General features: G+C 54.2%; 17 protein-coding genes. 11 read left to right on the top strand and 6 right to left on the bottom strand.

The genetic code is table 11. The features are described 5' to 3' along the window. Positions 1–71: 71 nt before the first annotated feature. Both NMQ00_RS11725 and NMQ00_RS11720 read left to right on the top strand, forming a co-directional pair. Positions 72–3,140 (top strand): efflux RND transporter permease subunit, encoded by a 3,069-nt coding sequence (locus NMQ00_RS11725; RefSeq protein WP_255176829.1) that lies wholly within the window; start codon positions 72–74, stop codon positions 3,138–3,140. A gap of 135 nt (positions 3,141–3,275) precedes the next feature. Next, positions 3,276–3,692 carry a hypothetical protein gene (locus tag NMQ00_RS11720; protein WP_034776560.1) on the top strand — a complete coding sequence of 139 codons (417 nt, stop codon included), beginning with the start codon at positions 3,276–3,278 and terminating at the stop codon, positions 3,690–3,692. 24 nt (positions 3,693–3,716) lie between these two features. Here NMQ00_RS11720 and NMQ00_RS11715 read toward each other — a convergent pair whose 3' ends face one another. Further along, complete coding sequence (locus tag NMQ00_RS11715) at positions 3,717–4,073, bottom strand: hypothetical protein (RefSeq protein WP_131437625.1); 357 nt, start codon at positions 4,071–4,073, stop codon at positions 3,717–3,719. Positions 4,074–4,128: 55 nt separating this feature from the next. Next, positions 4,129–4,509: a truncated hemoglobin gene (locus NMQ00_RS11710; protein ID WP_214762345.1), complete on the bottom strand. Its 381-nt coding sequence runs from the start codon at positions 4,507–4,509 to the stop codon at positions 4,129–4,131. Between the two features lie 159 nt (positions 4,510–4,668). On the opposite strand from NMQ00_RS11710, the gene addB reads away from it, so the two are divergent. From addB to NMQ00_RS11665, 9 genes are all read left to right on the top strand, one after another. Then, the gene (addB, locus tag NMQ00_RS11705) at positions 4,669–8,109 is read left to right on the top strand and encodes a helicase-exonuclease AddAB subunit AddB (protein ID WP_255176828.1); all 3,441 of its coding nucleotides are present in this window, start codon (positions 4,669–4,671) and stop codon (positions 8,107–8,109) included. After that, the gene (addA, locus tag NMQ00_RS11700) at positions 8,093–11,695 is read left to right on the top strand and encodes a helicase-exonuclease AddAB subunit AddA (protein ID WP_255176827.1); all 3,603 of its coding nucleotides are present in this window, start codon (positions 8,093–8,095) and stop codon (positions 11,693–11,695) included. Before addB ends, addA begins: the two co-directional genes overlap by 17 nt. A gap of 115 nt (positions 11,696–11,810) precedes the next feature. Beyond that, entirely contained in the window at positions 11,811–12,173 is a 363-nt protein-coding gene (locus tag NMQ00_RS11695) for a response regulator (protein WP_021066686.1), read from the top strand. Further along, a complete protein-coding gene (locus tag NMQ00_RS11690; protein WP_255176826.1) occupies positions 12,170–14,728 on the top strand; it encodes a sensor histidine kinase in 2,559 nt (852 codons plus the stop codon). The genes NMQ00_RS11695 and NMQ00_RS11690 overlap by 4 nt, the downstream gene beginning before the upstream one ends. A gap of 145 nt (positions 14,729–14,873) precedes the next feature. Continuing rightward, positions 14,874–15,254 carry a YisL family protein gene (locus NMQ00_RS11685; protein ID WP_255176825.1) on the top strand — a complete coding sequence of 127 codons (381 nt, stop codon included), beginning with the start codon at positions 14,874–14,876 and terminating at the stop codon, positions 15,252–15,254. A gap of 101 nt (positions 15,255–15,355) precedes the next feature. Further along, positions 15,356–16,357, top strand: coding sequence for a class I SAM-dependent methyltransferase (locus NMQ00_RS11680; protein WP_255176824.1), 1,002 nt, complete (start codon positions 15,356–15,358; stop codon positions 16,355–16,357). 73 nt (positions 16,358–16,430) lie between these two features. After that, a complete protein-coding gene (locus tag NMQ00_RS11675; RefSeq protein ID WP_255178715.1) occupies positions 16,431–17,957 on the top strand; it encodes a phytoene desaturase family protein in 1,527 nt (508 codons plus the stop codon). After that, positions 17,954–19,432: a phytoene desaturase family protein gene (locus tag NMQ00_RS11670; RefSeq protein WP_255176823.1), complete on the top strand. Its 1,479-nt coding sequence runs from the start codon at positions 17,954–17,956 to the stop codon at positions 19,430–19,432. The genes NMQ00_RS11675 and NMQ00_RS11670 overlap by 4 nt, the downstream gene beginning before the upstream one ends. Next, positions 19,401–20,240 carry a phytoene/squalene synthase family protein gene (locus NMQ00_RS11665; RefSeq protein WP_255176822.1) on the top strand — a complete coding sequence of 280 codons (840 nt, stop codon included), beginning with the start codon at positions 19,401–19,403 and terminating at the stop codon, positions 20,238–20,240. Before NMQ00_RS11670 ends, NMQ00_RS11665 begins: the two co-directional genes overlap by 32 nt. Before the next feature lie 431 nt (positions 20,241–20,671). On the opposite strand, the gene NMQ00_RS11660 is transcribed toward NMQ00_RS11665, so the two are convergent. The 4 genes from NMQ00_RS11660 to NMQ00_RS11645 are packed head-to-tail and all read right to left on the bottom strand — an operon-like array spanning position 20,672 to position 24,638. After that, a complete protein-coding gene (locus NMQ00_RS11660; protein ID WP_303825631.1) occupies positions 20,672–22,138 on the bottom strand; it encodes a phytoene desaturase family protein in 1,467 nt (488 codons plus the stop codon). 19 nt (positions 22,139–22,157) lie between these two features. Further along, the gene (locus NMQ00_RS11655; RefSeq protein ID WP_255176821.1) at positions 22,158–23,225 is read right to left on the bottom strand and encodes a glycosyltransferase family 2 protein; all 1,068 of its coding nucleotides are present in this window, start codon (positions 23,223–23,225) and stop codon (positions 22,158–22,160) included. Beyond that, the gene (locus NMQ00_RS11650; protein WP_255176820.1) at positions 23,225–23,920 is read right to left on the bottom strand and encodes a lysophospholipid acyltransferase family protein; all 696 of its coding nucleotides are present in this window, start codon (positions 23,918–23,920) and stop codon (positions 23,225–23,227) included. Before NMQ00_RS11650 ends, NMQ00_RS11655 begins: the two co-directional genes overlap by 1 nt. Beyond that, positions 23,886–24,638, bottom strand: coding sequence for a carotenoid biosynthesis protein (locus NMQ00_RS11645; protein WP_255176819.1), 753 nt, complete (start codon positions 24,636–24,638; stop codon positions 23,886–23,888). The genes NMQ00_RS11650 and NMQ00_RS11645 overlap by 35 nt, the downstream gene beginning before the upstream one ends. Between the last annotated feature and the right edge of the window lie 30 nt (positions 24,639–24,668).

Here is a 24,668-nt window from a genome sequence, read left to right as displayed (position 1 = left end):
TGAACCCCTCTATGATAAAGAAGAATAGTTCATATGTGTATTTGCACATCATCTGAAAGTGAGGGGTCAACATGTTTTTTCAAAAAATGATTGAACGAGGAAAACTGGTCATCGTGTTTTTACTCGTTGCAATCGTAGTCGGGGTGCTCACGTTCTTCCAACTTCCGAAGCGTGAGATTCCAGAGACGAGTGTCAATATCGTCTTGATTCAAACGCCGTATCCGGGAGCGACCGCAGAGACGGTCGAACGGAACGTGACGAATATTCTCGAGACCGAATTGAGAGGGCTCGATGGCATCGAAAACGTGTCATCGCTCTCGGCATCCGAGTTCTCGAACATCACGGTCGAATATGAAGACGGGATCGACAAGAGTGAGCTACAGGCGAATGTGCGCCAAGCGATCTCCGATGCGGCGCCTCGTTTACCTGAAAATGCGCTCGCTCCGACCGTCAATGATTCGATTGGACAGTTACCGGTCGCTTCTTATTTGTTGACGGCAGACGATCGTGAGACGCTCCAAACAGTGCGTGAAGATGTCGAACGGTTAGAAGAACGTCTGTTGCGGACAGATGGGGTCACCGGTGTGACGATCAAAGGATTACCGGAAACAGAATTCGTCGTCTCGCTCGACTCGGCCGAACTCGGAGAGCGTCAACTCGCTTTCCCGGACGTCTTGACGGCCATCAATGAAGAATATAAGACGACCCCGCTCGGTCGCCAGTCGACTGAAGACGGCATCTATCAGTTGGCAATCGATAATTTGACGAACGTCAATGAGATGGGTCAAGTCGTCGTCGGTTCAGTGGACGGGACGCCTGTCCTCCTTGAAGACGTCGGCACGGTCGAAGAGACCGAGAAAGCGGTCACGGACCTCGTCTCACTCGACGGACAACCTGCCGTTTCCTTGACGGTCACGATTGAACCGGGTCAAGATATCCCGACGCTTCAAGAACGAGTCGATGGAGTCGTCGCGGATGAAGTCGGTGACGTGAGTGGTGTCGAGCTCGTCCCTTATTACGAGCAGGCCAAAGCGGTCGATGATATCTTCTCATCCCTCACTCGTGAATTCATCATCGCCATGATCGCGGTCATCGTCGTCACGACGATTGGATTGACGTTCTCAGGTTCCCTGATCGTCAGTTTGGCGATTCCATTGTCGTTCTTGCTCGCGTTGATTCCACTTCGTTTCACCGGGGTCGATTTGAACCAAATCTCAATCATCGGCGCCATCATCGCGCTCGGGATTCTCGTCGATGACGCGATCGTCGTCAATGACAATATCCTGCGTCGTTACCGAAAAGGTGACACGGCGATGGGCGGTGCCGTACGCGGGACGAAAGAGGTATGGGGCTCGATCGTCACGTCGACGCTCGCTGTCGTCTTCGCCTTCTTGCCATTGACGCTCTTATCGGGTGCGAACGGGAACTTTATCCGTGCCTTGCCGACCGTCTTGGCTTTGTCGGTGCTCGCTTCGATGGTTATCAGTTTGACGCTCGTGCCGATCGCCCAGTACTGGTTGAATCGGAAGCAAGTGAAAGTCTCGAAACGTGAGCCTGGTTGGTTAGGTGGACCATTGAACCGTCTCAGTAGTTTCTATGCGGATACGTTGTTGCCAAAAGTCGCGAAACGTCCATGGACGTTCGGTCTCGTCGGCTTCGTCATCACGACCGCGTTGTATGGCTTGATCTTATTGACGCCGTTCGAATTCTTCCCGGCCGCGAACCGACCAGAAGTCGTGACGAGTGTCACGTTGCCGGTCCAAACCGACCTTGAGGAGACGGAACGGAGACTTCGAGCGATCGAGGAGGAGTTCCAAAGTATCGATGGTGTCGTCGAGACATCTGTCTTTGCGGGCGGGGGCTTACCGAGCCTCTTCACAGGGGGACTTGATCAGACCGGTGAGAACACAGGCCAAGTCGTCGTCCGTGTCGACAATGAGACGATCGATGCGATTCAATTGATTGACGAGTATACGACACAAATCCGGGAAAACAATCCGGACGCTGAAATCTTCCTGGATACGCAGCAACAAGGACCGCCAACTTCGGCGCCAGTCGAGTTCACGATGCGCGGTGAAACGATTGACGAGCTCGTGGCGGCACGTGATGCCGTGAAAGCGGACCTCGAGGAGATTGACGGCGCGCTCGTGCTCGACAACATTAAAGAGCCGTTCCAAACGCTCACGTATGAACTTGATCGTGACGCGATGGCGGAAGCCGGTGTGACGGCGAAATCAATCAGTGACCAGATTCGACTCGTCACGGATGGCATCCCGATCGGCACGTTCGATGATGGAGTCGAGCAACGCGACGTGAAAATCGTCGTCGATGCGGAAGCGAACCGCGAGGCGCTCGCCTTAGATGACATCCTCGTCCCGGTTCAAACGGAAGCGGGTCCACCTGTCGCACCGCTCAGTACGTTCGTCACCGAGACGACGACGGAACAGATTCAACAGATTCCGCGTGAGAACGGGGAACGGACCGTGACGCTCCAAATTTATGCGAGCGAAGGCATGGACGAAGAGGCGTTCAAACAAGACGTCGATCGTGTACTGGCCGATGCCGAGGCGTCATTGACCGATGAAGGGATCGCGTTCGACCAATCCGGCGCAAGCGACACACAAAACGAGTTCTTCCTCGAACTCGCCACGTTGTTCGTCGTCGTGTTGTTCTTGATCTTCTTGATTATCGCGTTCCAGTTCAACTCACTGTCTCTGCCGCTCCTCGTCTTGTTCACGATTTACTTGGCGATTGCCGGTGCGGTCGTCGGGTTGTTTGTCACCCAGACGCCATTTAGTTTCATGGCCTCGATGGGAATCGTCTCGCTCGCCGGGATTGTCGTTCGGAACGCCGTCGTCTTGTTCGAGTTCATCGAGCAAGGGATTCGAGACGGTATGGCCGTCACGACCGCTGTTTATGAGGCGGGACGCGCCCGGATTCGTCCGATTCTGTTGACGGCGTTGACCGCTGTCGTAGCGCTCTTGCCGGTCGCACTTGGAGAAGATCCATTGTTCCGACCGCTGGCGATCAGCATCGTATCGGGAATTCTCTTCTCGACCGTACTGACGCTCGTGCTCGTTCCAGCTTACTACTTGATTTTGGCGAAGCGTCGCCACCGAGATAAGCCGTTCACGGAGTAATGAGGAAAGTTGAGGGTGGTCCGAACCGGGCCATCCTCTTTTTTGTGACCGAACAGACACAATCCCTCATGTTTTCGACAGATGTTGTATGGGTATAATAAGAAAAGGTACTTCAGTATATTGGAGGGGATAGACATGAACGATTCTTATACATGGATCAATCGGCGCAAGATGCGCCCTGCCTATAGCGCCACGGGAGGCCGCTCATGGACGAGCGAACGCATCGTCCGGCCCGATGCGGCTCGTGGGCGCACGGTGCGTGGCGTCAAGCGCGTCCGTCGCCCGTATACCGATGAACACGGTGTACGTCGTTACACGACAGGACGTGTCGTCATTACTGACGCTGCTCGTCAGGCGCGTGCGCACGGTCACGGTGAGTCGGCGGTTCAACTCGAGTTGTCTGTGCCGACACCGTATGAACGGGTGAAAGAAATGATTCCGACGAAAAAAGTGCTCGTGCCGGTCATGGCCGGGATCGCTGTCGCCGGAGGACTTGCAGGTGCGATTTACGCGCTTCGCAAGAAAAAACAAAACAAAAACAAGCACAAATAAAAAAATCGCCCGCGGGCGATTTTTTTATTTGAGGCGATCCGCGAGAATCCGTTCGAGCTGTTGCTCACCGAGTTCACGCATTTCTGCTTCGTTCTCTTGGTCATACGACTCGTCTGTGAAACGGCCGACGAATTCGACTTTCCCGTTCCCGAGTTCACGGAACACGAGGTTTTTGCGATCGTTATAGAAGACGACGCGATACTCTCGTCCATTCTCATGTGGATAGTTGAACACGCCTTTAATATGGTCCATGTTCTTTTCTTCGGGTTGGTCTTCTTCCTCTTCATCCTCTTCGAGGGCGTCGGCGAGGACTGCCGTCGGTTCTACTTCTTCCGTTTCTTCTTCAGAGGAAACGGCCTCTTTTTTTTCTTCTTCTGTCATGAAAAACGACCTCCTTTACTTACTTTCTTATCATACCCGCTTTTCGAAAGGCTGACTACTCAAAATGGTGGGAGCAGACGCGGACGACGTTCGAGGATGACATGATCAAACGATGGAACAGTTGTTGCTTGATCGATTCGGGTGCATCGACCGTTTTGAGCGCTTGTTCCATACAGCCGAGCCAGTGGCCGGCATGTGTCTCCGAAATCGGGTGGTCGCGATGAATCATCGCCAAGTTCCCACCACCACGACGTTCCGTATACAGTTTCGGTCCCCCGAGCAGCTGGGTCAAAAATTCGAATTGATGCGCTTTGACCCGGTCTTTGTCGTCCGGAAACAACGGCAATAGCACCGGGTCCGCGTAGACAAGATCGTAAAAGGCGTCTACGAGCTGCTGGACACCGCGCTCACCGCCAAATTGTTCATATGCACTCATGTTCTATTCCCCCTCATACGTCCAGTCTAATCGATTTTTGCGGAAAAGGGGACTGATGCGGGCTGGTCAATTTTCTTCCTGGGCTGTTAAAGGATTTCCCTCTACAAACGACTCCGAATGGGTCATAATAAAGAAAAAAGGGAAGGGGTGTTCGCCTAAATGACGGTCACTTTTCATGTCGGGCGTTCCGGGAGCGGGAAAAGCGAATGGATGATCAAACGAGTCATCGAAGAGCTGAAGCGTGACCCGAGCGGACCGACCATCTATATGCTCGTCCCAGACCAAATGTCGTTCGAGATGGAACGGAAGATGGCGATGACGGACGGCTTGAACGGGTCGACCCGGATTCAAGTATTGTCGATGCGTCGACTCGCCTTTTTGATGATGCGCGACCGTGGCGTCGCGACCGAACAATTTTTAGACCAGACGGGGACGCACTTGCTGTTGCGCCGCGTCGTCGAGGTGAACGAGGAACGATTAACGTTGTTCCGCCGGACGATGAACCAGTTCGGCTTTTACGAGGAACTGAACCAGTTGATCACGCTCCTCAAGCGCGGCCTCGTCGATCCGGAGCAATTGCTCCGCTTGAGCGAACAAGACCAGCACCGGTCACTCAAGCTGCAGGACCTGTCGATTCTTTACGAGGGATTTTTGACGATGACGGCGGGGAAATCGCTCCACGCCGAGGACTATTTCAACGTATTGTTGCAATTGTTGCCGGACATCGATTTGGCCGGGACACAATTTTATGTGGACGGATTCAATGAATTTTCTGAGCAAGAGCTGGCCGTGCTCGTCGCGTTAGCGGAGAAAGCACCGCTCGACGTGCTCTTGACGATCGATCCGGATTCGCTCTATCGGCCTCACCCGTCGTTCGGGCCGACGCAACGGACTCTCATGCGCTTCAAAGAGTTGTTGTCCGAGCGTGGTCTCGTCTCGAATGATGAAAAACATACGGATTCGCCACGCTTCCAGCATCCGAGCCTGGCCTATCTCGAGGCGACGTTCGGGCAAGTGACGGCAGCTCCGTACACGCGTTCTGATTCGAACGTGGTGTTGCATGCGGCCGTCGACCGGTCGGTAGAAGTCGAGGCAGCCGTCCGTGAAGTCGTGCGGCTCGTTCGCGAGGAAGGATTCCGCTACCGCGATATCGCCTTCGTGTCACGCTCGCTCGAAGAGTATGGAGACTTGGCGACGCAGGCACTCCAAAAGATGCAGTTGCCGTTCTTCCTCGATGAGCGGCAACCGATGCTCGATCACCCGGTCGTCGAATTATTGAAGGCGACGATCGAGGTCGCGATTCGTGGATACCGGGAAGAACCGGTGTTCCGGGCGCTCAAAACCGAGTTGATCCTGCTCGATACGGAGCATCGGCGTACGTCGGTCGACCGACTCGAGGCGTTCGTCATCGAGCGTGGGATTAAACATTACCACTGGCACGAGGATTGGTATTTGCGACGCCGGGCCGAGGAAGAGGCACGGCTGACCGGGGAAGAACTCGACTTGGAGACGGCGCTCAATCGCTATCGCCAAACCGTCGTCGACACGTTCGACCCGCTCTTGGCCGATTTGAAGGAGGCGAAGACGATGCAGGCGTATACGCACGCCATCTACGCCTTCTTAGAACGGGTCGATGTGGCGTCTTGTCTCGCCTATTGGCGCGAGGAGGCGCTCGAGGAATCACGATTGCTCGAGGCGCGCGAACATACACAAGTGTGGGACGCCGTGTTGCACTTGCTCGAGCAGTTGGAAGCGGCCGCCCCTGACGAGACGCTTTCGACCGAACTGTTCCTGCAGATGATGGACACCGGACTCGACAGTTTGCGTTATGCGCTCGTCCCGCCGTCTCTGGACCAATTGACGGTCACCGATTACGTCCGGGGCCGCTTGATCGATAAAAAAGTCGTGTTCTTACTTGGGGCGAACGAAGATCAAATCCCGCTCGTGGCGACCCAGTCGAAACTGTTGACCGACCAGGACCTCGATTTCATGCATGACAACGGCGTTCGGGCCGGAAAAGCGACCGAGCATTTGTTCGACGATGAGACGTACTATTTGTACAAAGCGCTCACGGCACCGAGCCATCGTCTGTTCGTCAGCTACGCCCTCGTCGACCGGACCGGCAAGGCGATTCAACCGGCGAGTTTCATCGCCGATCTTAAAGCCCGTCTCAGTGGCGGGAAAGTCGTGACGACCCACTTCGCGGAAGCCGGGGAACATCGTCCGAGCGATCAGTTGTCGTTCATCACGAACGTGAATCAGACGGCGGCCGTGACAGCGCTCGAACTGCAACGGCTCAGCCGACATTATCCGATTCAAGACACGTGGTTCACGGTTTATAACGAGCTGTTGAAACATCCGGAAGGCCGCGAACGGATTCGCTTATTGACGAGCGCGCTCTTCTATCAAAACGTGCCACAACCGTTGCCAGAAGAGGTCGCCAAGTCACTTTATACGAACTCGATTCGAGCGAGCGTCTCACGGCTTGAGACGTTCCAGGCCTGTCCGTTCCGTCACTTTGCAAGTTATGGGCTCCGTTTGAAAGAACGTCGCCTATATCGGTTAGAGGCGCCGGACATCGGTAACTTATATCATCGGACGATCGAGCACATGTCCCAAACCGTGCAGATGGATGGGAAAGAGTGGCGGGATGTGAACCGAGACGAATGTTCGTCACTCGCCGAGGCGGCCGTCGAACTCGTCACACCGGAGATCCAAAATGCGATTTTGATGAGCTCGAACCGATACGGCTATTTGAAGAAGAAATTGACCGACGTCGTCAGCAAGACGGCGGAAGTGTTGATCGAGCAATCGAAACGGGACGGATTCGACCCTGTCGCCTTCGAACTTGCTTTCGGCAGCGGCAATTTCCCGCCTGTGTCGTTCACGCTCAGTAACGGGGCGACGTGTGAACTCGTCGGCCGCATCGACCGCGTCGAAACGGCCTCAATCCATGATCAGCTCTACGTCCGGATCGTCGACTATAAGTCGAGTAAACGAGAGATCGACTTCGCCGAAATCTATTACGGGCTCGCCATGCAGATGCTCATCTACTTGAAAGTGTTAATCGAGCAGGCGAACGCGTGGACGCAAGAGAACGTCGCCCCAGCAGCGGCCCTTTACTTCCACGTCCACCGTCCGCTCGTCGCTCCGGCCGAGACGGATTCGGACACCGAGCGCAAAGTGCTCGAGTCGTACCAGATGCAAGGACTGCTCGTCGACGATCCCGCTATTTTAGAGGCGATGGACCGGACCGCGAAACAAGATCAGAAAAAATCGATTGTCATCCCGGTCAAATATAAGAAAGACGGGACGCTCGACGCGAACACGACGAAAAAAGTCGTCTCGCCACCGCAACTCGAGCAGTTGATGGACCACGCTATCGATTTGGCCCAATCGAGCGCCGAGGCGATGTACGATGGCGAGATCGGCGTCGAACCGTATGAATATAAAGAGCGACGCCCTTGCCAGACGTGCCCGTTCCAAAGTGTTTGTCACTTTGATGAGGCGTTGTCCAACGAGGCACGGCAATTGAAAAAGCTAGAAAAAGATGACGTCTTGTCAAGATTAGGAGGTGACGTCGATGAAGTGGACGAATGACCAACAAGCGGCCATTGATGCCAGAGGATCGCACGTGCTCGTCTCGGCGGCGGCCGGGTCCGGCAAGACGGCAGTCCTCGTGGAACGACTCGCGAGCCGTCTCTTGGATGAAGCGGACGAACTGACGGCCGACCGCATGCTCGTGGTCACATTCACGAATGCGGCCGCGGCCGAGATGAAGCGACGGATTGCCAAAGCGCTCGACGGGGCACTCCGTGATGACCCTGAGAACGCATATATTCGCAAGCAACGCCAAATGCTCAACCGAGCGCTCATCACGACGATTCACTCGTTCTGTCTCGAAGTGATTCGGGAGAACTACTATTTGCTCGACCTCGACCCGGCGTTCAAAATCGCCGAGGAGCGGGACTTGGTCCTCTTGCAGGACGATGTGCTCGAAGATGTGCTCGAGGAGGCGTACGGGCAACAAGACCATGCCTTCTTCGCGTTGATTGACGCGTACACGTCCGATCGAGGCGACAGTGAGATTGAAGAGTTGATTCTAGGCCTCTACCAGTATGCGCGGACGCTACCGAACCCGGAAGCATACTTGGATGAACTCGTGTCGTTGTATCAGTTCGAGGGGGACCCTGACGAGGAACAACTGTTGATTGAATTCGGACGCCTGCTTTGGGTGGACATCGAAAAAGCGTTGCGCCAGCTTCGCCGCGTCGCCATTGAGCTTCGACTCGCCGGGTATGAGGCGCAGTCGGAAAACGTGCATCAGGCGATTTTACCGTTTGCGACGCTCGATCCCGACTCGTTCAAATGGAGCGAACTCGAGACGGCGGCCCGTGCGGTCAAATTCGGCACGATGAAATCCGTACAAAAGAAAGACGAGCATCACGTCTATCACACGGTTTTGAAGCCGGCTTACGACCAGGCGAAGAAAAAATTGAGTGAGGCCATCGCTCAAGCGGGCACGAGCGGGGCTGATTATTTAGACGTATTGATGACGCAACGTCCGCTCGTCGAGACGCTCGTCAAGACCGTTCGGACGTTCGGTGCCGCCTATGAACAGGCGAAGCGGGATCGTGCCTTCGTCGACTTCAGTGACCTCGAGCATTACGCGCTCGCTATTCTACGGGACGGGGACGGACCGTCCTCGGTCGCATCCCTATACAAACAGCGTTTCGCCGAAGTATTGATCGACGAGTATCAAGACACGAACGAGATTCAAGAGACGATTATCGGGCTCGTCAGCTATGAAGCCGAGCACGTCGGGAATCTTTTCATGGTCGGCGATATCAAACAATCGATTTACCGGTTCCGCCATGCCGAACCTCGCCTGTTCATCGAGAAGGCGACGCGCTTCAAACAGAATGGGTCGGGACAACGCATCGACTTGTCCCAAAACTTCAGAAGCCGGGCCGAAGTGCTCCACGGCATTAACGACTTATTCGTCCGGTTGATGGACGAGGAAGTAAGTGAGATTGAATACGATGAGGCGGCACGTCTCGTCCCGGGACGTGACTATGAGGCACTCGAGGCGAGTCCTGAACTCATTCTCGTCAACGGGGAGAGCCGCGATTTGTCGAAACAAGAACTCGAAGGCCGGGCCATCGCGACCCGGATTTTAGAGCTCGTCTCGAGCGAGGAACCGTTCAAAGTGACCGATGAGGCGACGGGTTTGCTTCGGTCGTGCGAATATCGTGACATCGTCATCTTGGTCCGTTCTAAAAAAGAGCGGGTCGAGCAATTGATGGATATTTTGACACAATACAACATTCCGGCCTATACCGATTCGGACGGCGGCTATTTCCAAGCGACGGAGATTCGGATGATGCTTGCGGTCTTAAAATTGATCGACAACCCGCTCCAAGACATCCCGCTCGCTGGAGCGCTTCGCTCGCCGATGTTTGGGTTCAGCGACCAAGAACTGGCTAAGATCCGCCTTGAATCAGAGGACTCGTTCTTTGAGGCGCTTAAAGCGAAAGCGGACGATGAGGACGACCTCGGTCTGAAGTGCGGCGATGTCCTCGACGCGTTGTCGGCGTGGCGGACGTTCGCTCGTAACCACAGTCTGTCGGAATTGATTCAACAAGTGTTCAACGACACCGGGTTTTATGACTTTGCCGGAGGTTTGCCGGGCGGAAAAGGGCGTCAGGAAAACTTGAAGGCGCTCTATGACCGGGCCTTGGCGTATGAGCGAAGCGGGTACCGCGGTTTGTATCGTTTCCTCCGTGTGATGGACCGGCTTCAGGATAACGGTGAAGATTTGTCCGAGGCGCGTTCGCTCGGTGAAGAAGAAAACGTCGTCCGGATCATGACGGTCCACAAATCAAAAGGACTCGAGTTCCCGGTCACGATCGTGGCCCAGCTTGGGAAGCAGTTCAACAAGCGCGATCAAATGCAACGCGTCATCTTCCATAAACGCTATGGAATCTCCCTCGACGCGATTGACGTCGTCACCCGCACGAGAACGGAGACGTTCGTCAAAGAGATGATTCGACGAGACCTTGATGCGACGATGAAAGCCGAAGAGATGCGCGTCTTATATGTCGCGCTCACTCGTGCCAAAGAGAAATTGATTTTGGTCGGGACGGTCAAAGAGCCGGGGAAACAGGTCGGGCAATGGTTGCACGTCGAACAGACGGGAACGACCTTGTCAGCCGATGCGCGCCGCGAGGCGAAGACGTATCTCGATTGGGTGGCACCGGCGCTCCTGAAACTCGAAGGGGCCGCCACGTTTTTGGAACAGCAAGGGTTTCCGGTCATCGCACCGCAGCCGGAAGCGACGCCATGGACGTACCGCATCATCGGGGAGGAAGACTTGGCAGAAGTCGCCACGCTTCAAGAGATGATGGCGCAGCTCCATCACGTCAAGCAGTTCGAGGCGATCGACTTCCCGGTCAAAGACGAGGCGAACGTCACGGAATTCGTCCGCCGGGCGTTCACCTATGCATACCCGGCCCAAGCCGCGACCGAGACGGCGGCCAAGCAAACGGTCACTGAACTGAAACGTGCGCTTCAGCTCGAGCAGGCAGCGTTTGAAGAGACGTACCGGGCGAGTGACACGCCGTACCGCGAGCCGAAGTGGAAACAGTCGCAACAGTCGGGAGCCGAGCGGGGGACGACGTTACATCTCGTCTTCCAATTGATCGACCCGTCGGAGCCGCTCGACGTCCAAATCGACCGCTGGGAAGCCGACGGCATGCTCAGTCCGGTCGAGGCCGAGACGGCACGGCTCGCGAGTGCTGAAATCGAGGCGTTCTTTGCCTCGGAAACCGGACGTGCGTTAACGTCGGCGCTCCAAGCTGGACAGGGGTGGCGCGAGTTGCCTTTCACGTACACGGTTCCGGCCGATCGGGTGAATCCGGGCGAGACGTTCACGGACGAGCATGTGCTCATCCAAGGGATTATCGATTGTCTGTTCCATGACGGCGAGACGTATGTGCTCCTCGATTATAAATCGGACTCCGTGCTCTTCTCGAGCGACTCCCGTGAAGCGGCGAAACAAATGTTGCGCGACCGCTATCACGTCCAATTATCGCTCTATCGCGAGGCCATCGAGGCGATTTGGGGAATCACGGTCGGACAGATGCTCATTTATTCGCTCGAATTACAGGAAATTGTTGTATTATAAGGTAGACGTTGTGAAGAAAAAGGGGTACGGTTATACACCGTACACCCTTATTTTTTGTGATTACGTACTGAATCCGGTAAAATAATGGAATGGGATAAAAAATGGAGGAATCGTCATGGTAAAAATTTTACTAGCAGAAGATGAAGAAGTATTACGGATGCTTGTTTTAGATACATTAGAAGATGAAGGATATGACATTGATGAAGCACCAGACGGCCTTGAAGCCTATCGGCTAATCGAACAGAACGAGTATGACCTCGTGATTGTCGACCATATGATGCCAGGCATGACCGGTCTTGAGGTCATCGAGAAGGTACGGAAACTACCGGGACGTCAACATACGAAAGTGATGATGCTCACGGCGAAGAGCCAACAATCTGATCGTGATTGCGCGAATGAGATTGGCGTCGACTACTTTATTTCGAAGCCGTTCAGTCCACTTGAATTGGTGAAGATTATAGGAGGCATCGTGAATTGAACAGATGGTTTAAACAAAAACTCGGACGCGATCTCATGGTCGTCCTCTATTCGTTCCTCGCGCTCGCACTCGTCGGATCGATTTTCATGTACACGTACATGGAAGAGCGGGTCGCTGAAAACGAACAACGGTTAGAAGATGTCGATGAACGGATTGATCGGTTGAACACGTTGTGGGACGAGTGGCAAGGCGCCCAATATGATTCGCGTGGGTATCTCTTATTTGGAGATGCCGATTCGCTCGAACGGGCCCAAGTGAAAGAGAACGAGTTCCAACAAGAAATCAACTGGTTCAAGAGTGTCGTCCAGACGAAACAAGGTGAGATTTTCGCAGAAGACTTGCAAGAGTTCCACGATTTCTATTTCGGCGTCATCCTTCCGGTGACGACGGAGTACGGACAGTTGCGCGCTGACGGTGAAATTACCGAGACGACGATTGACCCGGAGACGGTGTTAGCGTTACCGACCGCTCAGCGCTTGATCGAGCAAGGGGTAGTTCCTTATAACCCAGAGCGCGGCATCGATACACTCGGCCCGATCCAACAAATCGAGACGGCGTTAAACGATTATAAATCGTTGATGGATGAAGAAAAGCAAAAAGTATACGACGCTTGGAAGTTAAACAATAACATTTTACAATTCCTTTGGATTGCGAGTATCTTGTCGTTCGCGGCATTGATCTTGTTGTTCATCCAACCGTTCCTGCGTCGTCAAACACGTTTGATTTCGCGTCTGTCGATCGCATCTGACCGCTTGTTGAAAGGCGAAATCGTCGATTTGAGCGACCAAATGGAACGCGAAGACGAAATTGGGATTATGTCCCGGTCGTTTAACAAGATGGCCGAGACGCTTCGTGACAACGAACGTCACTTGATCGAGAAGAACCACGAGCTGCAAGCGCAACAAGAAGAATTGATCGCGCAACAAGAAGAGCTTCAAGCGCAGCAGCAAGAGCTCGAAGAAATCTTGGAGCAGACACAACAGAACGAGCAGCACCTGGCGTACCGCAACGAATTGACCGAGACGCTCGCGGCCCGCGACTCGTTGACGGCTTATCCAGAGATTATCGAGAAACTGGTCGCCATCACCGACTCCGAAGTCGGCGCTCTCGTCTTCGTCGATGCGACGGGCTCGTTCTCGATCACAAGCCACGGCTTGAACGAGACGCTCACCCGGCAGTTGCTCGATAGTGAGAATTCAGTCTTGACGCGGGCGATGACGCTCCGGACGACGGTCCATTCGTCGAAACAAGTCGCGAGCGACCATCCGCTCCCGTACCCGTACTACATGTATGAGACGGCCGTACCGGTCCATGACCCGACGGATGACTCGATTATCGCGTTCATCTATCTCGTCCGCTATAAGGACCGCTTCACGCAGACACAGATGGGCGACATCATGTCGTTCGCCCGTCAGTTGTCGCTCTCGCTTCTCCGGATGCGTCTGTTTGAAGAGATGACGCGCGAGAAAGGGAAGACGGAACGAATTCTCGACTCGATTCGGGAGGCAGTCATTTACGTCGAGCATTCGACCGATGACGTCTTCGTCAACCGACCGCTCTATGAAATGTTCCCGGAACTTGACGACATCACGTCGAGAGAACTCGCAGAACTGTCATGGAATGAATGGCGGGAGACGATTTCGACGACGGTCGACCAAGAAGACGATTTTATGAAGTATACTGATCGCCTCTTCACCGACGACTTCCCGCATGACAGCGTGAGCTTCTCGATCCGTAAAGGCGAGATGAACCTGCAGATGTATGCCGAACGCATCGTCGTCGGCGGGTTGTCGAAAGGGACGTTGCTTGTCTTCCGTGACATCACGAGCGAGACCGAGGCGGAACGCTTGAAGAGCGAATTCATTTCGACGATCTCTCACGAGTTGCGGACACCGCTCTCGTCGATCTACGGGTTCACCGAACTCATGGTCAAGAAGCAGTTGCCGAACGAGAAGCAGGCGAAGTACTTGCAAACGATTCACGCCGAGACGGAGCGCTTGACGCATCTCGTCAACGATTTCCTCGACGTGCAACGGATGGAAGCCGGAAGTCAGATGTACGACCGTGAACAGCTCGATATCGAGCCGGTCATCCGCGACATGATGACGTTCTATGAGGCTTCTTCGCTGAAGCACAAGTTCGAACTCATCACGGCCGATGATCGTCCGTATGAACTGTTCGCCGATTGTCAGAAGTTCAAACAGTTGATGAGCAACTTGCTCTCGAACGCCGTGAAGTATTCACCGCACGGCGGGAAAATCACCGTCGAATTGGCTCACCATGACCAATCGGTATCGATTAAAGTGAAAGACCAAGGAATCGGTATTCCAAGCGACGCGCTCGACCGTCTCTTCGACAAGTTCTACCGGGTCGACAATTCGGACAGCCGAGAAATCGGTGGAACCGGACTTGGTCTCCCGATCTGTCAAGAGATCGTGCGCGGTCACGCCGGACAGATTCATGTCGAGTCGGTCCAACATCAAGGGTCGACGTTCACGGTCGTGATTCCGAGCTTCGAATACGCGGTTCGCGAACAAGAATCGACGACAGCTTGATAGACCGAGTACGACAAGGCGCCTGATCATTCCTCGATCAGGCGTCTTTTTGATCGGCGATCAGATTTTTCAGTTGCCCGCTTGACCGCAATCAGAGTGACTCGTGTACAATAGAGGTTGTACATAATGGAAAGGGGGACTTTGAATGCCATTGATTGCATTCCTACACACGCACGTCACGAGCTGGGTCTTGTTACTCGTCTTGTTCGCTGTCGCCTATATCGGCTACAAAAACGGCAACAAGAGCGGGAAAATCGCCCATATGGCGTTTCGACTCATGTTGCTCGTCGCGTTCGGCACAGGACTTTATTTGTATTTACAATTGAACGGTGGCGGCATGTTCTACCACGTGAAAATCACGGTCGGACTGCTCGCGCTCATCTTTGGTGAGATGACGCTCATCCGTGTGAAGAAACACAAACCTGCGGGCACGATGTTCGGCGGTTTTGCTATTCTCGCACTCGTGACGATCTTCATCGGCTATGCGTTGCCATACGGACAGTCGTTCTTCAGCAACTTCATTTGATTTGGTCCCCACTTCGCACATCGAAGTGGGATTTTTTTGTTTGTCCGTAAATTATTAGGGGAAAATAAAAAAATCAGTGATAACGATGATGAGGTGAAACGATGGAACAACAGATGAATGAATGGTCACGCGTCCTGCACGCGCGAAGATGGATGAAACAAACGGAATCATTCCTGCCGCTTTGGCACGGGTATATCGGCTATAAATATGGGTTGTTCGATGCGCTTCAAGGAGGAGCCAGCTTTGCGGAGATGACGCTTCGCTTGAAGCAACCGTTGACGAAGCTCGCGCTCGAGCGTTGGCTCGAAGTCGGGGTCGCCGTTCGTCATTTGAAAAAGAAAGGTTGGCGTTACTTCCCGACACGTAGTTTGAAGTATCAACTGTCGCACGAAGATGAGCGCAGCATCGGCTTCATGCTCCAAGAGATGATGGAGCTGCACATCCCGGCGCTCATCGCGTACCCTGACTTTTTAGAGTCGGGTAAGCAGAAGACGTTCGATGGGGCGACGCATGGCCAGGTCGTCGCACAGACGTCGACGCTCGTCGAGACGGTCGCCTTCCCGGTCGTTCAACAGTTGTTACGTCAGGCCGACGTGAAGACAATGCTCGATATCGGTTGTGGACACGGTGGTTATTTACGAAAACTGCATGGTCTCGAACCGGACTGGAAGTTGACCGGGATTGACCTGGAAGAAGAGGTCATCGCCGAAGCCCGTGAGCAGGACGAGTCGGGCGACATTCGTTACGAAGTGGCTGATTTCATGGATTGGGACCATGATGACCGGTTCGATGCCGTCATGATGAACAACATGCTCTATTACTTCTCGCCTGAAAAACGAATCGAATTGCTCGAACGGATGCTCGAGAATCTTGAGACGTCCGGCGTCGCCGTCCTCGTCACCCCGCTCGCAGAGACGCCCCTCGGTTCGCGTTTTGCTTCGGCGTTCAATGCGTTCATGACCCTCCATGACAACTTGCACCCGTTACCGACAATTCGCGAATTGCGACGTCAAATGCACAAAGTCGGCTTCGACAACGTCCGATTCATCCCGTTCATCCCAGAAGGTTCGTGGTACATCGTCCTCGCGAAACGCGACAATTGACACATCACGGACACACGCCGAGCCGATTCAGATTTGAACTTGTCTCCAGTCATTTCTATAATGGGATAGAAGCATAAGAGACTTTTCACATAGGGAGTTGTTCAACGTGTCGGAAAAAAGAGTCGCCGTAATCGGTGCCGGACCAGGAGGACTTGCGGCCGCTATGCTGCTCGCAAGCCGTGGTGTGAAGGTAACAGTGTTTGAGAAGCAGGCGTTCGTCGGTGGACGGACGTCGCGTCTTCAAGTCGGAGAATTCGCGTTCGATCGTGGCCCGACTTTTTTAAATATGCCGTATATTTTAGAAGAGATCTTTGAAGAGACGGGTCGAGACTTGCATGACTACGTCGAGATGAAGAAGCTCGAGCCGATGTATGATCTTTATTTTGATAAAGGGAATCGTGTCCTGTCGATGACGACCGACCGCGATAAAATGCATCAGGCGATCGAAGAGCAGTTCCCGGGAAACGGGGAAGGCTATGAACGCTTTATGGCCGAACAAGCCATCAAGCTGTCGAAACTGATGCCGGTCCTTCAGACCGCGCATGACAAATTGACAGATTATGTGGCAACGCGCGTCTTGAAGGCACTCCCGTTCTTGTCGATCGGCAAGTCATTGTATGACGTCTTGTCGGAGTATTTCACGAGCGAAGAGCTGAAGTATGCGTTCACGTTCCAAGCCAAATATCTCGGCATGTCCGCATGGGAGTGCCCGGGTGGTTTCTCGATCTTGTCGTACATGGAACATGCTTACGGCGTGCATCATCCGATCGGCGGCGTGAATCAACTCTGCACAGCGATGGCCCGTGTCGTCGAAGAAGAGGGCGGCGAGATTCGTCTCGAAGAAGGTGTCGACCGGCTCTTGCTCGACGGGAAACGCGTCAACGGACTCGTGGCGAACAACGTCCATTATGCGTTTGACGAAGTAATCGTCGGGGCCGACTTCGCCCACGCCATGACGACACTCGTCCCAGGGGACGCGCTCACGCGCTGGAGTCCGAAACAGCTGAAGAAAAAACATTATTCATGCTCGACGTTCATGCTCTATCTCGGACTCGATCGTATCTACGATGATGTCGCGCATCATTCGATCCATTTCGCCGACGATTACGAACGGAACGTGAAAGAGATGACGCGAGATTTGAAACTGAGCGAGGACTTCTCATTCTATATCCAAAACGCCTCACGAATCGACCCGACGCTCGCACCGGCTGGTAAATCGTCGCTTTACGTGCTCGTCCCGGTGCCGAACAACCTTTCGAACTTGCCATGGGAGACGCTCGAGGCGACGATGACCGAGCGCGTCCTCGACGCACTCGAGACGCGATCACCGTATCGTGACATCCGTAACCATATCGAGGTGATGCAGCCACTCACACCAAACGATTGGGAAGCGTTCGGCGTCTATGAAGGGGCGACGTTCAACTTAGGACATAACTTGTCACAGATGATGTATTTCCGTCCTCACAACCAGTTCGAGGAGCTCGACCACGTTTGGCTCGTCGGCGGTGGCACACATCCAGGCAGCGGACTGCCGACGATTTTCGAATCGGCGCGCATCACCGCCAACCTGTTGCGTGACCGGGCAGGTGTCGGCCAATGAACATCAGCTTCGTCGGTGCCGGCATCGGGTCGCTTTACGCGGCCTTACTCCTGACCCATAAATATCCGTCGCTGAACGTGACGATCTACGAGAAAGAACAACGGGTCGGCGGCCGGCTCAATTATGTCGAGTTCGAAAACGGGGCCCGCGTCGATGAGGGGCCGACCATCGTCCTCTTGCCGGGGAAACTGAAAAGCCAGCTGCTAGAGGCCGGTTTTCCGGAACGGGAGCTTGAGTTGATTGAGGTCGACCCGCTCTATCGTCTTCGTTACGAGGATGGGACGACGTTCTACAAATATCGTGACATCGAGCGCCAGGCAGCTGAAATCGATCGTCTGTTCAACGAGGGTGACGGTTTCAGAAAGTACATGACCCAAAAACGGGAAGAATACCGGCTTGGATTCGATGCGTTCTTAGACCGGGGCTACAAAGGCAAGACCGATTTGTTCGAGCCGAAGCTTTTGATGCTTCTCATGCGTTTAAAGGCGTATGAGACGGCCCACGAGAACATGAAGCGCTTCTTCAAAGACGAGCGTCTGCGTGTCGCCTACAGCCTCCAAACGCTCTATATCGGCGGGAACCCATATGATACTCCATCCCTCTACGGTTTGATCCCATATCGCGAACAAGAGGAAGGGATTTGGTACGTCAAGGGAGGATATTTTTCACTTGCGACGAAAATAGAACAAGAGTTGAGACGGCGCGGCGTTACATTCGAGTTAAACGCTAACGTGGAACGGGTCCGAGTCGAGCAAGGGCAGGCGAACGCGGTCATCGTGGACGGTGTCATTCATCCGTATGATGCGGTCGTCGTCAACGGTGACTTCCCGCTCATGGAACGGTTGATCGATGGCGTCAAGCCGAAATCATATGAACCGTCGAGCGGGACGCTCTTGCTCTATTTCACCGTGACAGGGGAAATAGAGCTGCCGGTCCACCAGTTCGATTTACCGGATGACTTTGCCGGGTCGATGCGGACCATCTTCGAAGATGGTAAACTAAGCAAGTATCCGGCGATGTATACGTTCAATCCGTCTTTGATTGACGACTCGCTGGCACCGGAAGGGACAAGCGTCCTCTATGTGCTCGTGCCGGTCCCGCGTAAATTGGAACGTGAGGATTTTGAAACGAGCGGCGCGATCGAGCATTTGATCGGTCGAATCGAGCAGATGGTACCCGCATTCAGAGATCGGGTGCTCGAGATGAAAGTGCGGACGCCGATGGATGCGGAACGTTTCGGTTTATTCGAAGGCGGTAGTTTCGGCATCGCCCCGAAATTGGCCCAGTCGGCCGCGTTCAAACCGCAGGCCCGCCCGTACGCGCATATCGACCGGCTTTACGCCGTCGGCGCATCGGTGCATCCGTGCGGAGGCGTCCCAATCGTCATGATCGGCTCGCAACTGTTAGTGAAAAGAATGGAAGAAGAAATGGGGGCATTGTACCATGACGACACAAGAAGCGTATCGTCACTGTGAAGACGTAATGAAAAAAGGCTCGCTCACGTTTTATCGGGCCTTTTCCTTGCTCTCCAAACCAGACCGTCAGGCCGTGGCCGCGGTCTATACGTTTTGCCGGACGCTCGACGACGCGGTCGATGAATCAGATCATCCTGAAGAGAGCTTGACGGTTTTTTTGGACGAGTTCGACCGCTTCTTGGCAGGTGAACAGTTGTCGGATGCGCTCTGGGTGGCGTTACGTGACGTCTGGGGACGATACGACATGGATGTCGAACCGTTCTTCGAATTGGCCGAAGGCATGAAATGGGACTTACATAAGACACGTTATGCCACGCTCGAGGAGACGGAGCAGTATAGTTATTATGCGGCCAGCACCGTCGGCTTGATGCTGTTGCCGATCCTCGCACCGGACGTGGATGCGACCGGGCGACAGCAGTTGAAACAAGGCGCCATCGACTTAGGCATCGCGATGCAACTGACGAACATCTTGCGTGACGTCGGGGAAGATCTCGACCGCGACCGGATTTATGTGCCGCAGTCGTTACTGACGGAGTTCGGTGTCTCGGAAGAATCACTGTTCGCGCGGCAAGTGACCCCGGCGTTCATTGCCGTCTGGGAGACGATGGCGCGCCGGGCCGAACTTCTGTATGTCCGGGCCCGAGAGACACATCACTTGTACCCCGCGACGAGCCGGAAGCCGGTCAGTGCGGCGGGATTGCTCTATGAAGGCATCTTGGACGCGGCCCGGCAGAACGGACACGACGTCTTCACGAAACGGGCGTTTGTCTCGACGATTCAAAAAGGGAAGCTGTTAGCCAAACTATAAGATTAGGCAGCCGTCACGGGACGGCTGCCTTTTTTTGCGCATAAAAAAACCACTTTTGGCGGGGGACCAAAAGTGGTGTAAGCGTTGTGTGATTCGTTCATCGGGGAAACGAACGAATCGGACGTGATGAACCCTAAAGATGTGCCTCGTCTCATGGGGAATGAAACGATGGGGCATCTTCGCTGAAGCAGGATGCTTGATGGACTAAGGGGGAACATCATAATGCATGCTGTTCCAGCCGCGGGATACGAGTGGGGAAACTCGCTCATCACTTTTTTCTCGGGTGTGACAAGTTCAAAACGCGATAGGCTCGGGGAAGCCATTCGATCGCTACAGGTGTAACAAACGTTACAAAACTGCTTGAACTCGAATATGATGTTATCATGTCTATCCCTTGTCGACAAGTGTCGAATCTTCTGTTCACAAAATGTTCAAATTGTCAGAGGTATGTCCTCTAACATCGATCGGGCCGCAAATTGTCCTGAAAGCGTCACCATCGGGCTACCGCCGCCAGGGTGGGTCGAACCGCCGGCGAACCAGATATTCGACACATCTTCCGAGCGGGCGGAAGGGCGGAAGAACGCTCCTTTTTTCGAGTTGGCCGATGTCCCGTAGAGCGCCCCGTAATACGCGTAAAAATCACGCGTCAAGTCGAGCGGGGTGACACGACGGTGGAAGACGACGTCGCGGTCTTCCCAATCGACACCGAATTTCCGAAGACGCCGGCGAATCAAATGTTCATACGTCTCGGCATCGATGTCGGTCATATGGGCCGGAGCGTTGACGAGGATGAACAAGTTGTCGCCAGCTTCTCCCATCGATGGGTCCGTATGGGCCGAGTTCGAGATATAAATCGTCGGCTCATCCGCATACCGTTCTTCGTCGAACAGCGCCCGGAACTCTGCTTCGTAGTCGTCTGAGAAATAGACGTTGTGATGGGCGAGATTCAATCGCTTGTTCAAGCCGACCATGATGACGAAAGCGGACACGGACGGTTCGATCGTATCGCGCGTCGGTACCGGGAACGAGGGACGGTCGGAAGCGTCGACGAGCCGTGGATATTGCGTGAGCAATTCTCCGTTCAACAAGACGGCATCACAAGACATGACCTCTTCATGGTCGATGACGACCGCGTGCGCTTTCCCGTTCGTCACTTCGATTTTCGTGACTTCATGGCCGAGACGGAATTCGACTCCGAGTTCGCTCGCCCGTTTGGCGAACCCTTTCGCGATCGTCCAATTTCCACCTTTGGCAAAATAGACGCCGTCATTCAGTTCTAGGTGCGAGATCAATGCGAACGTGCCCGGTGTGACATACGGGCTGCTGCCGATATACGTCGCATAGCGGTCGAGCGCCTGAATGATACGTGGGTCTTTAAAATATTTCTTATGGAGCGCATGCAAGCTTTTCAGCGGATGTACTTTCATCATATCGGTCCAAAGCCCGGTATCGATTTTTGAATCCATCCGTGTGAAGAAGCGATTGTTGGCAATCTCGAACAGTTTCTCCGCCTCGTCCAAGTAATCGGTCAATTGATTTTTATCAGCCTTGTCGCCGGTCAGACGGCGTACCTCGGCTTCCATTTTCTCGCGGTCTGAATGGAATGTGAACGTCGAACCGTCAGAGAAGTGATTGACCGTGTGCGAGTCAAGCTTGACGAGCTCGAAATAGTCATCCGGGTTGGCGCCGCTGTTGCGGATGACGGAGCGGAACACGTCCGGCATCGTGATCGTATTCGGTCCGAAATCGAAACGGTGTCCATCGGTGATAATCGGCATGAGCTTTCCGCCGACATGTTCATTCTTTTCAATGACGGTCACGTCGTAACCGCGGGCGGCTAGAGTGACGGCGGCGCTCAAGCCGCCGAGCCCGGCCCCGATAATAGCGATATGTTTCATGTTGTGCCTCCTAGCGAGATTATTGATACGTACGGCCTTTCCATGAAATCGGCTTTCGTCGCCACTTGCGTACGACCGCGCTCGACAAGAGCAACAAGTAGGCGATGAGACTGAACGGATGGAGCCAAAAATGGCGTCCTCCCGATTTGACGTCAATCGCCAATCGAGCGAGCAAGACGAATATGCACGCCAAGAACGAGGTCAAATCCGTGCGGACGAGGAATGCGATGAAAGCAGATAGTTGGATACCGTAGTATAAGAAGAAATAAAGGGCGATGCCCACTGCTTCATTCATTCCCTTGAATACGTTCTTTGAAAACCCGTTCCACACTTCTTCGTTCGTTGCATACATGTCACATGTGATGTACGGCGAGACGTTGACGAGCGACGTGACTTTTTTGCGTCGCTTGAACTCGCGGCACAGGTCGATATCATCGATCAATGAATCGTGGATCGAGGCGTGCCCACCGACGTCGTCATAACTTTTACGTTCGACGAGCACGTTCATCCCGTTGGCGGCGGCGAAGGCGGGGTGGCGCACCTTTCGCCAAAACAGCGGTAAATGCTGGGCGATCAGGACGTGTTGCATCGGAATCAACAGTTTCCCGAGCCACGTTGGTGTCGGGAAACGAGGAAAACCTGACAAGAAGACCGCCCCTTCTTGGACGAGTGTGCCGTGCAATCGTCCGATGAACGTCGGGTCGATCGTGACGTCGGCATCGAGGAACAACACGTACGGCTCGGTCGTCCGGGTCGCCAACTGGTGACACGCATGGACTTTTCCCGCCCAACCCTCCGGAAGCGGGACGCCGCGAAAGATAGTGAAGCGTTCGTCATCGCCGATGGCACGAATGAGCGCCTCATATGTATCGTCCTCGGATCGGTCCTCGTATAAATAGACGTGGCTCTCATCCGCCAAGGCAGCTTTCAAACTTGTGATCAGTTTCGGCACGTTCCGTTCCTCGTTCCGTAGCGGGATGCACACCGCGGTCGGAGGAGCTGGAATGGGTGCGGTGAGCGGACGGAGGAATAGCAAGTTCACCAACGTGAACAGCAACATTAACAACGTGAGCGACAAAATCACCATCAGCGGCCCCTCCCGATTTGGAGTAAGTGCTCCGTCCAATCTGCCAAACTGCGCTTCGGTGGGAACAATTCGATATAACGGTCGGACTGCGCGATCACGTCGTCACGTGTGTCGTCATAAAGGCGTTCGAGTGCTGCGGCGAGCTCTTGCTTTTGAAGCCGTCTCGTCTCAGAGACGATCGTATGGTTGCGGAAGCGCACATAGACGAGTGGGGCGGCGTGTGACGCGAACGTGTAATAGATGGCGCACAGCCGGACTTCTGGCTGGTGGAGCAGCATCGTCACGCCTGAGCCAATCTCGAGCGGACGATGTTCTTGTGGATACTCGCGTCCTTGTGGGAACACCCAGACGGACTTGCCTGCGAGTAACAACCGATTGGCGTAGTCGAGCGAGGCGCGCACATCCGACAGTTTGCCTTTTTTGATGGAGAACGCGCCCAAGTGACGGAAGAATGGGAAACGGCGCAACCCGTCCTCATCCATCAAGACGTGGACGTCATGACGCAAGTAATATTCGTTCAACATGAGCAGAATCATTCCGTCCCACCAGGAGCTATGTGTGCTCAAAAACAATCCTGGTGTCGGCACGTCATCGGCCCGGACGTGAATCGTATGGAAAAACGGACGGATTTGACGCTCTTTGACGAACGTCGAGAACAAGTTATTGAACCATTTCTTTTTGCTCGCTTCGATCATGTCGGCTCCTCCGTTCTAACAAGATGAGGCCTGCAGCTGTGACAACGCTGAGTACGCCGATGCCGTAAAGACCGGCGTTGACGGCCGTGACACCGAACAAGGCGTGAAGCATGACGAACAAATAACGTCCGTGTCCGAGTAACATCGGTTCGGCTTCGACTTCAAACCGGTCGAGCAACCAAGAGAAAATGAGCGACAGTCCGAACCAACCGACGAAGTTTTGCGTCGGGATATCATAATACAGACCATCATTCGCCCATTCCCAGTAGCCTTTCACATTTGCGGCGACCGGGTCGATCGCCATGTCGAGCCAAACGGCGAGGAATGGGACGAGCAAGAGCGTCCGGTTCTTGAACGAGAACAAGCGGGCAACGGCAAAGCTCGAGCCGATGACGGCGAGCCAGGCCGCCCCAATCGTGACCGGTACACCGAACACGGTGGGACCGAACGCCTCCGCGTAAATATACTCACTGAAGGGGAACCCGGTTTTGACACCGAGCGTTTCGACGGCGATCGATCCGAAGAAGATGAACGGGACGATCAATCGGGCGTGGCGGACGCCGTCCGCAATCACCCAACCGCCGATGAGACCGGCAAGCCACAAGAACACCGGGTTCGCCCATTCGAGCCAACTCGGCAACAAATCAAAGCCGACGAGGACGACCCCGACGACATACCAAACTAAAAACCATTTCCAAATCCATGGATAAACTTTCATTTCATCACCTCTATTCTCATTCTAGAGAGG

It is taken from the genome of Exiguobacterium aurantiacum (genome assembly GCF_024362205.1).
In the GTDB taxonomy this organism is placed as follows: Bacteria; Bacillota; Bacilli; order Exiguobacteriales; family Exiguobacteriaceae; genus Exiguobacterium; species Exiguobacterium aurantiacum_B.
This window is presented reverse-complemented; position numbering and strand designations above follow the sequence as displayed.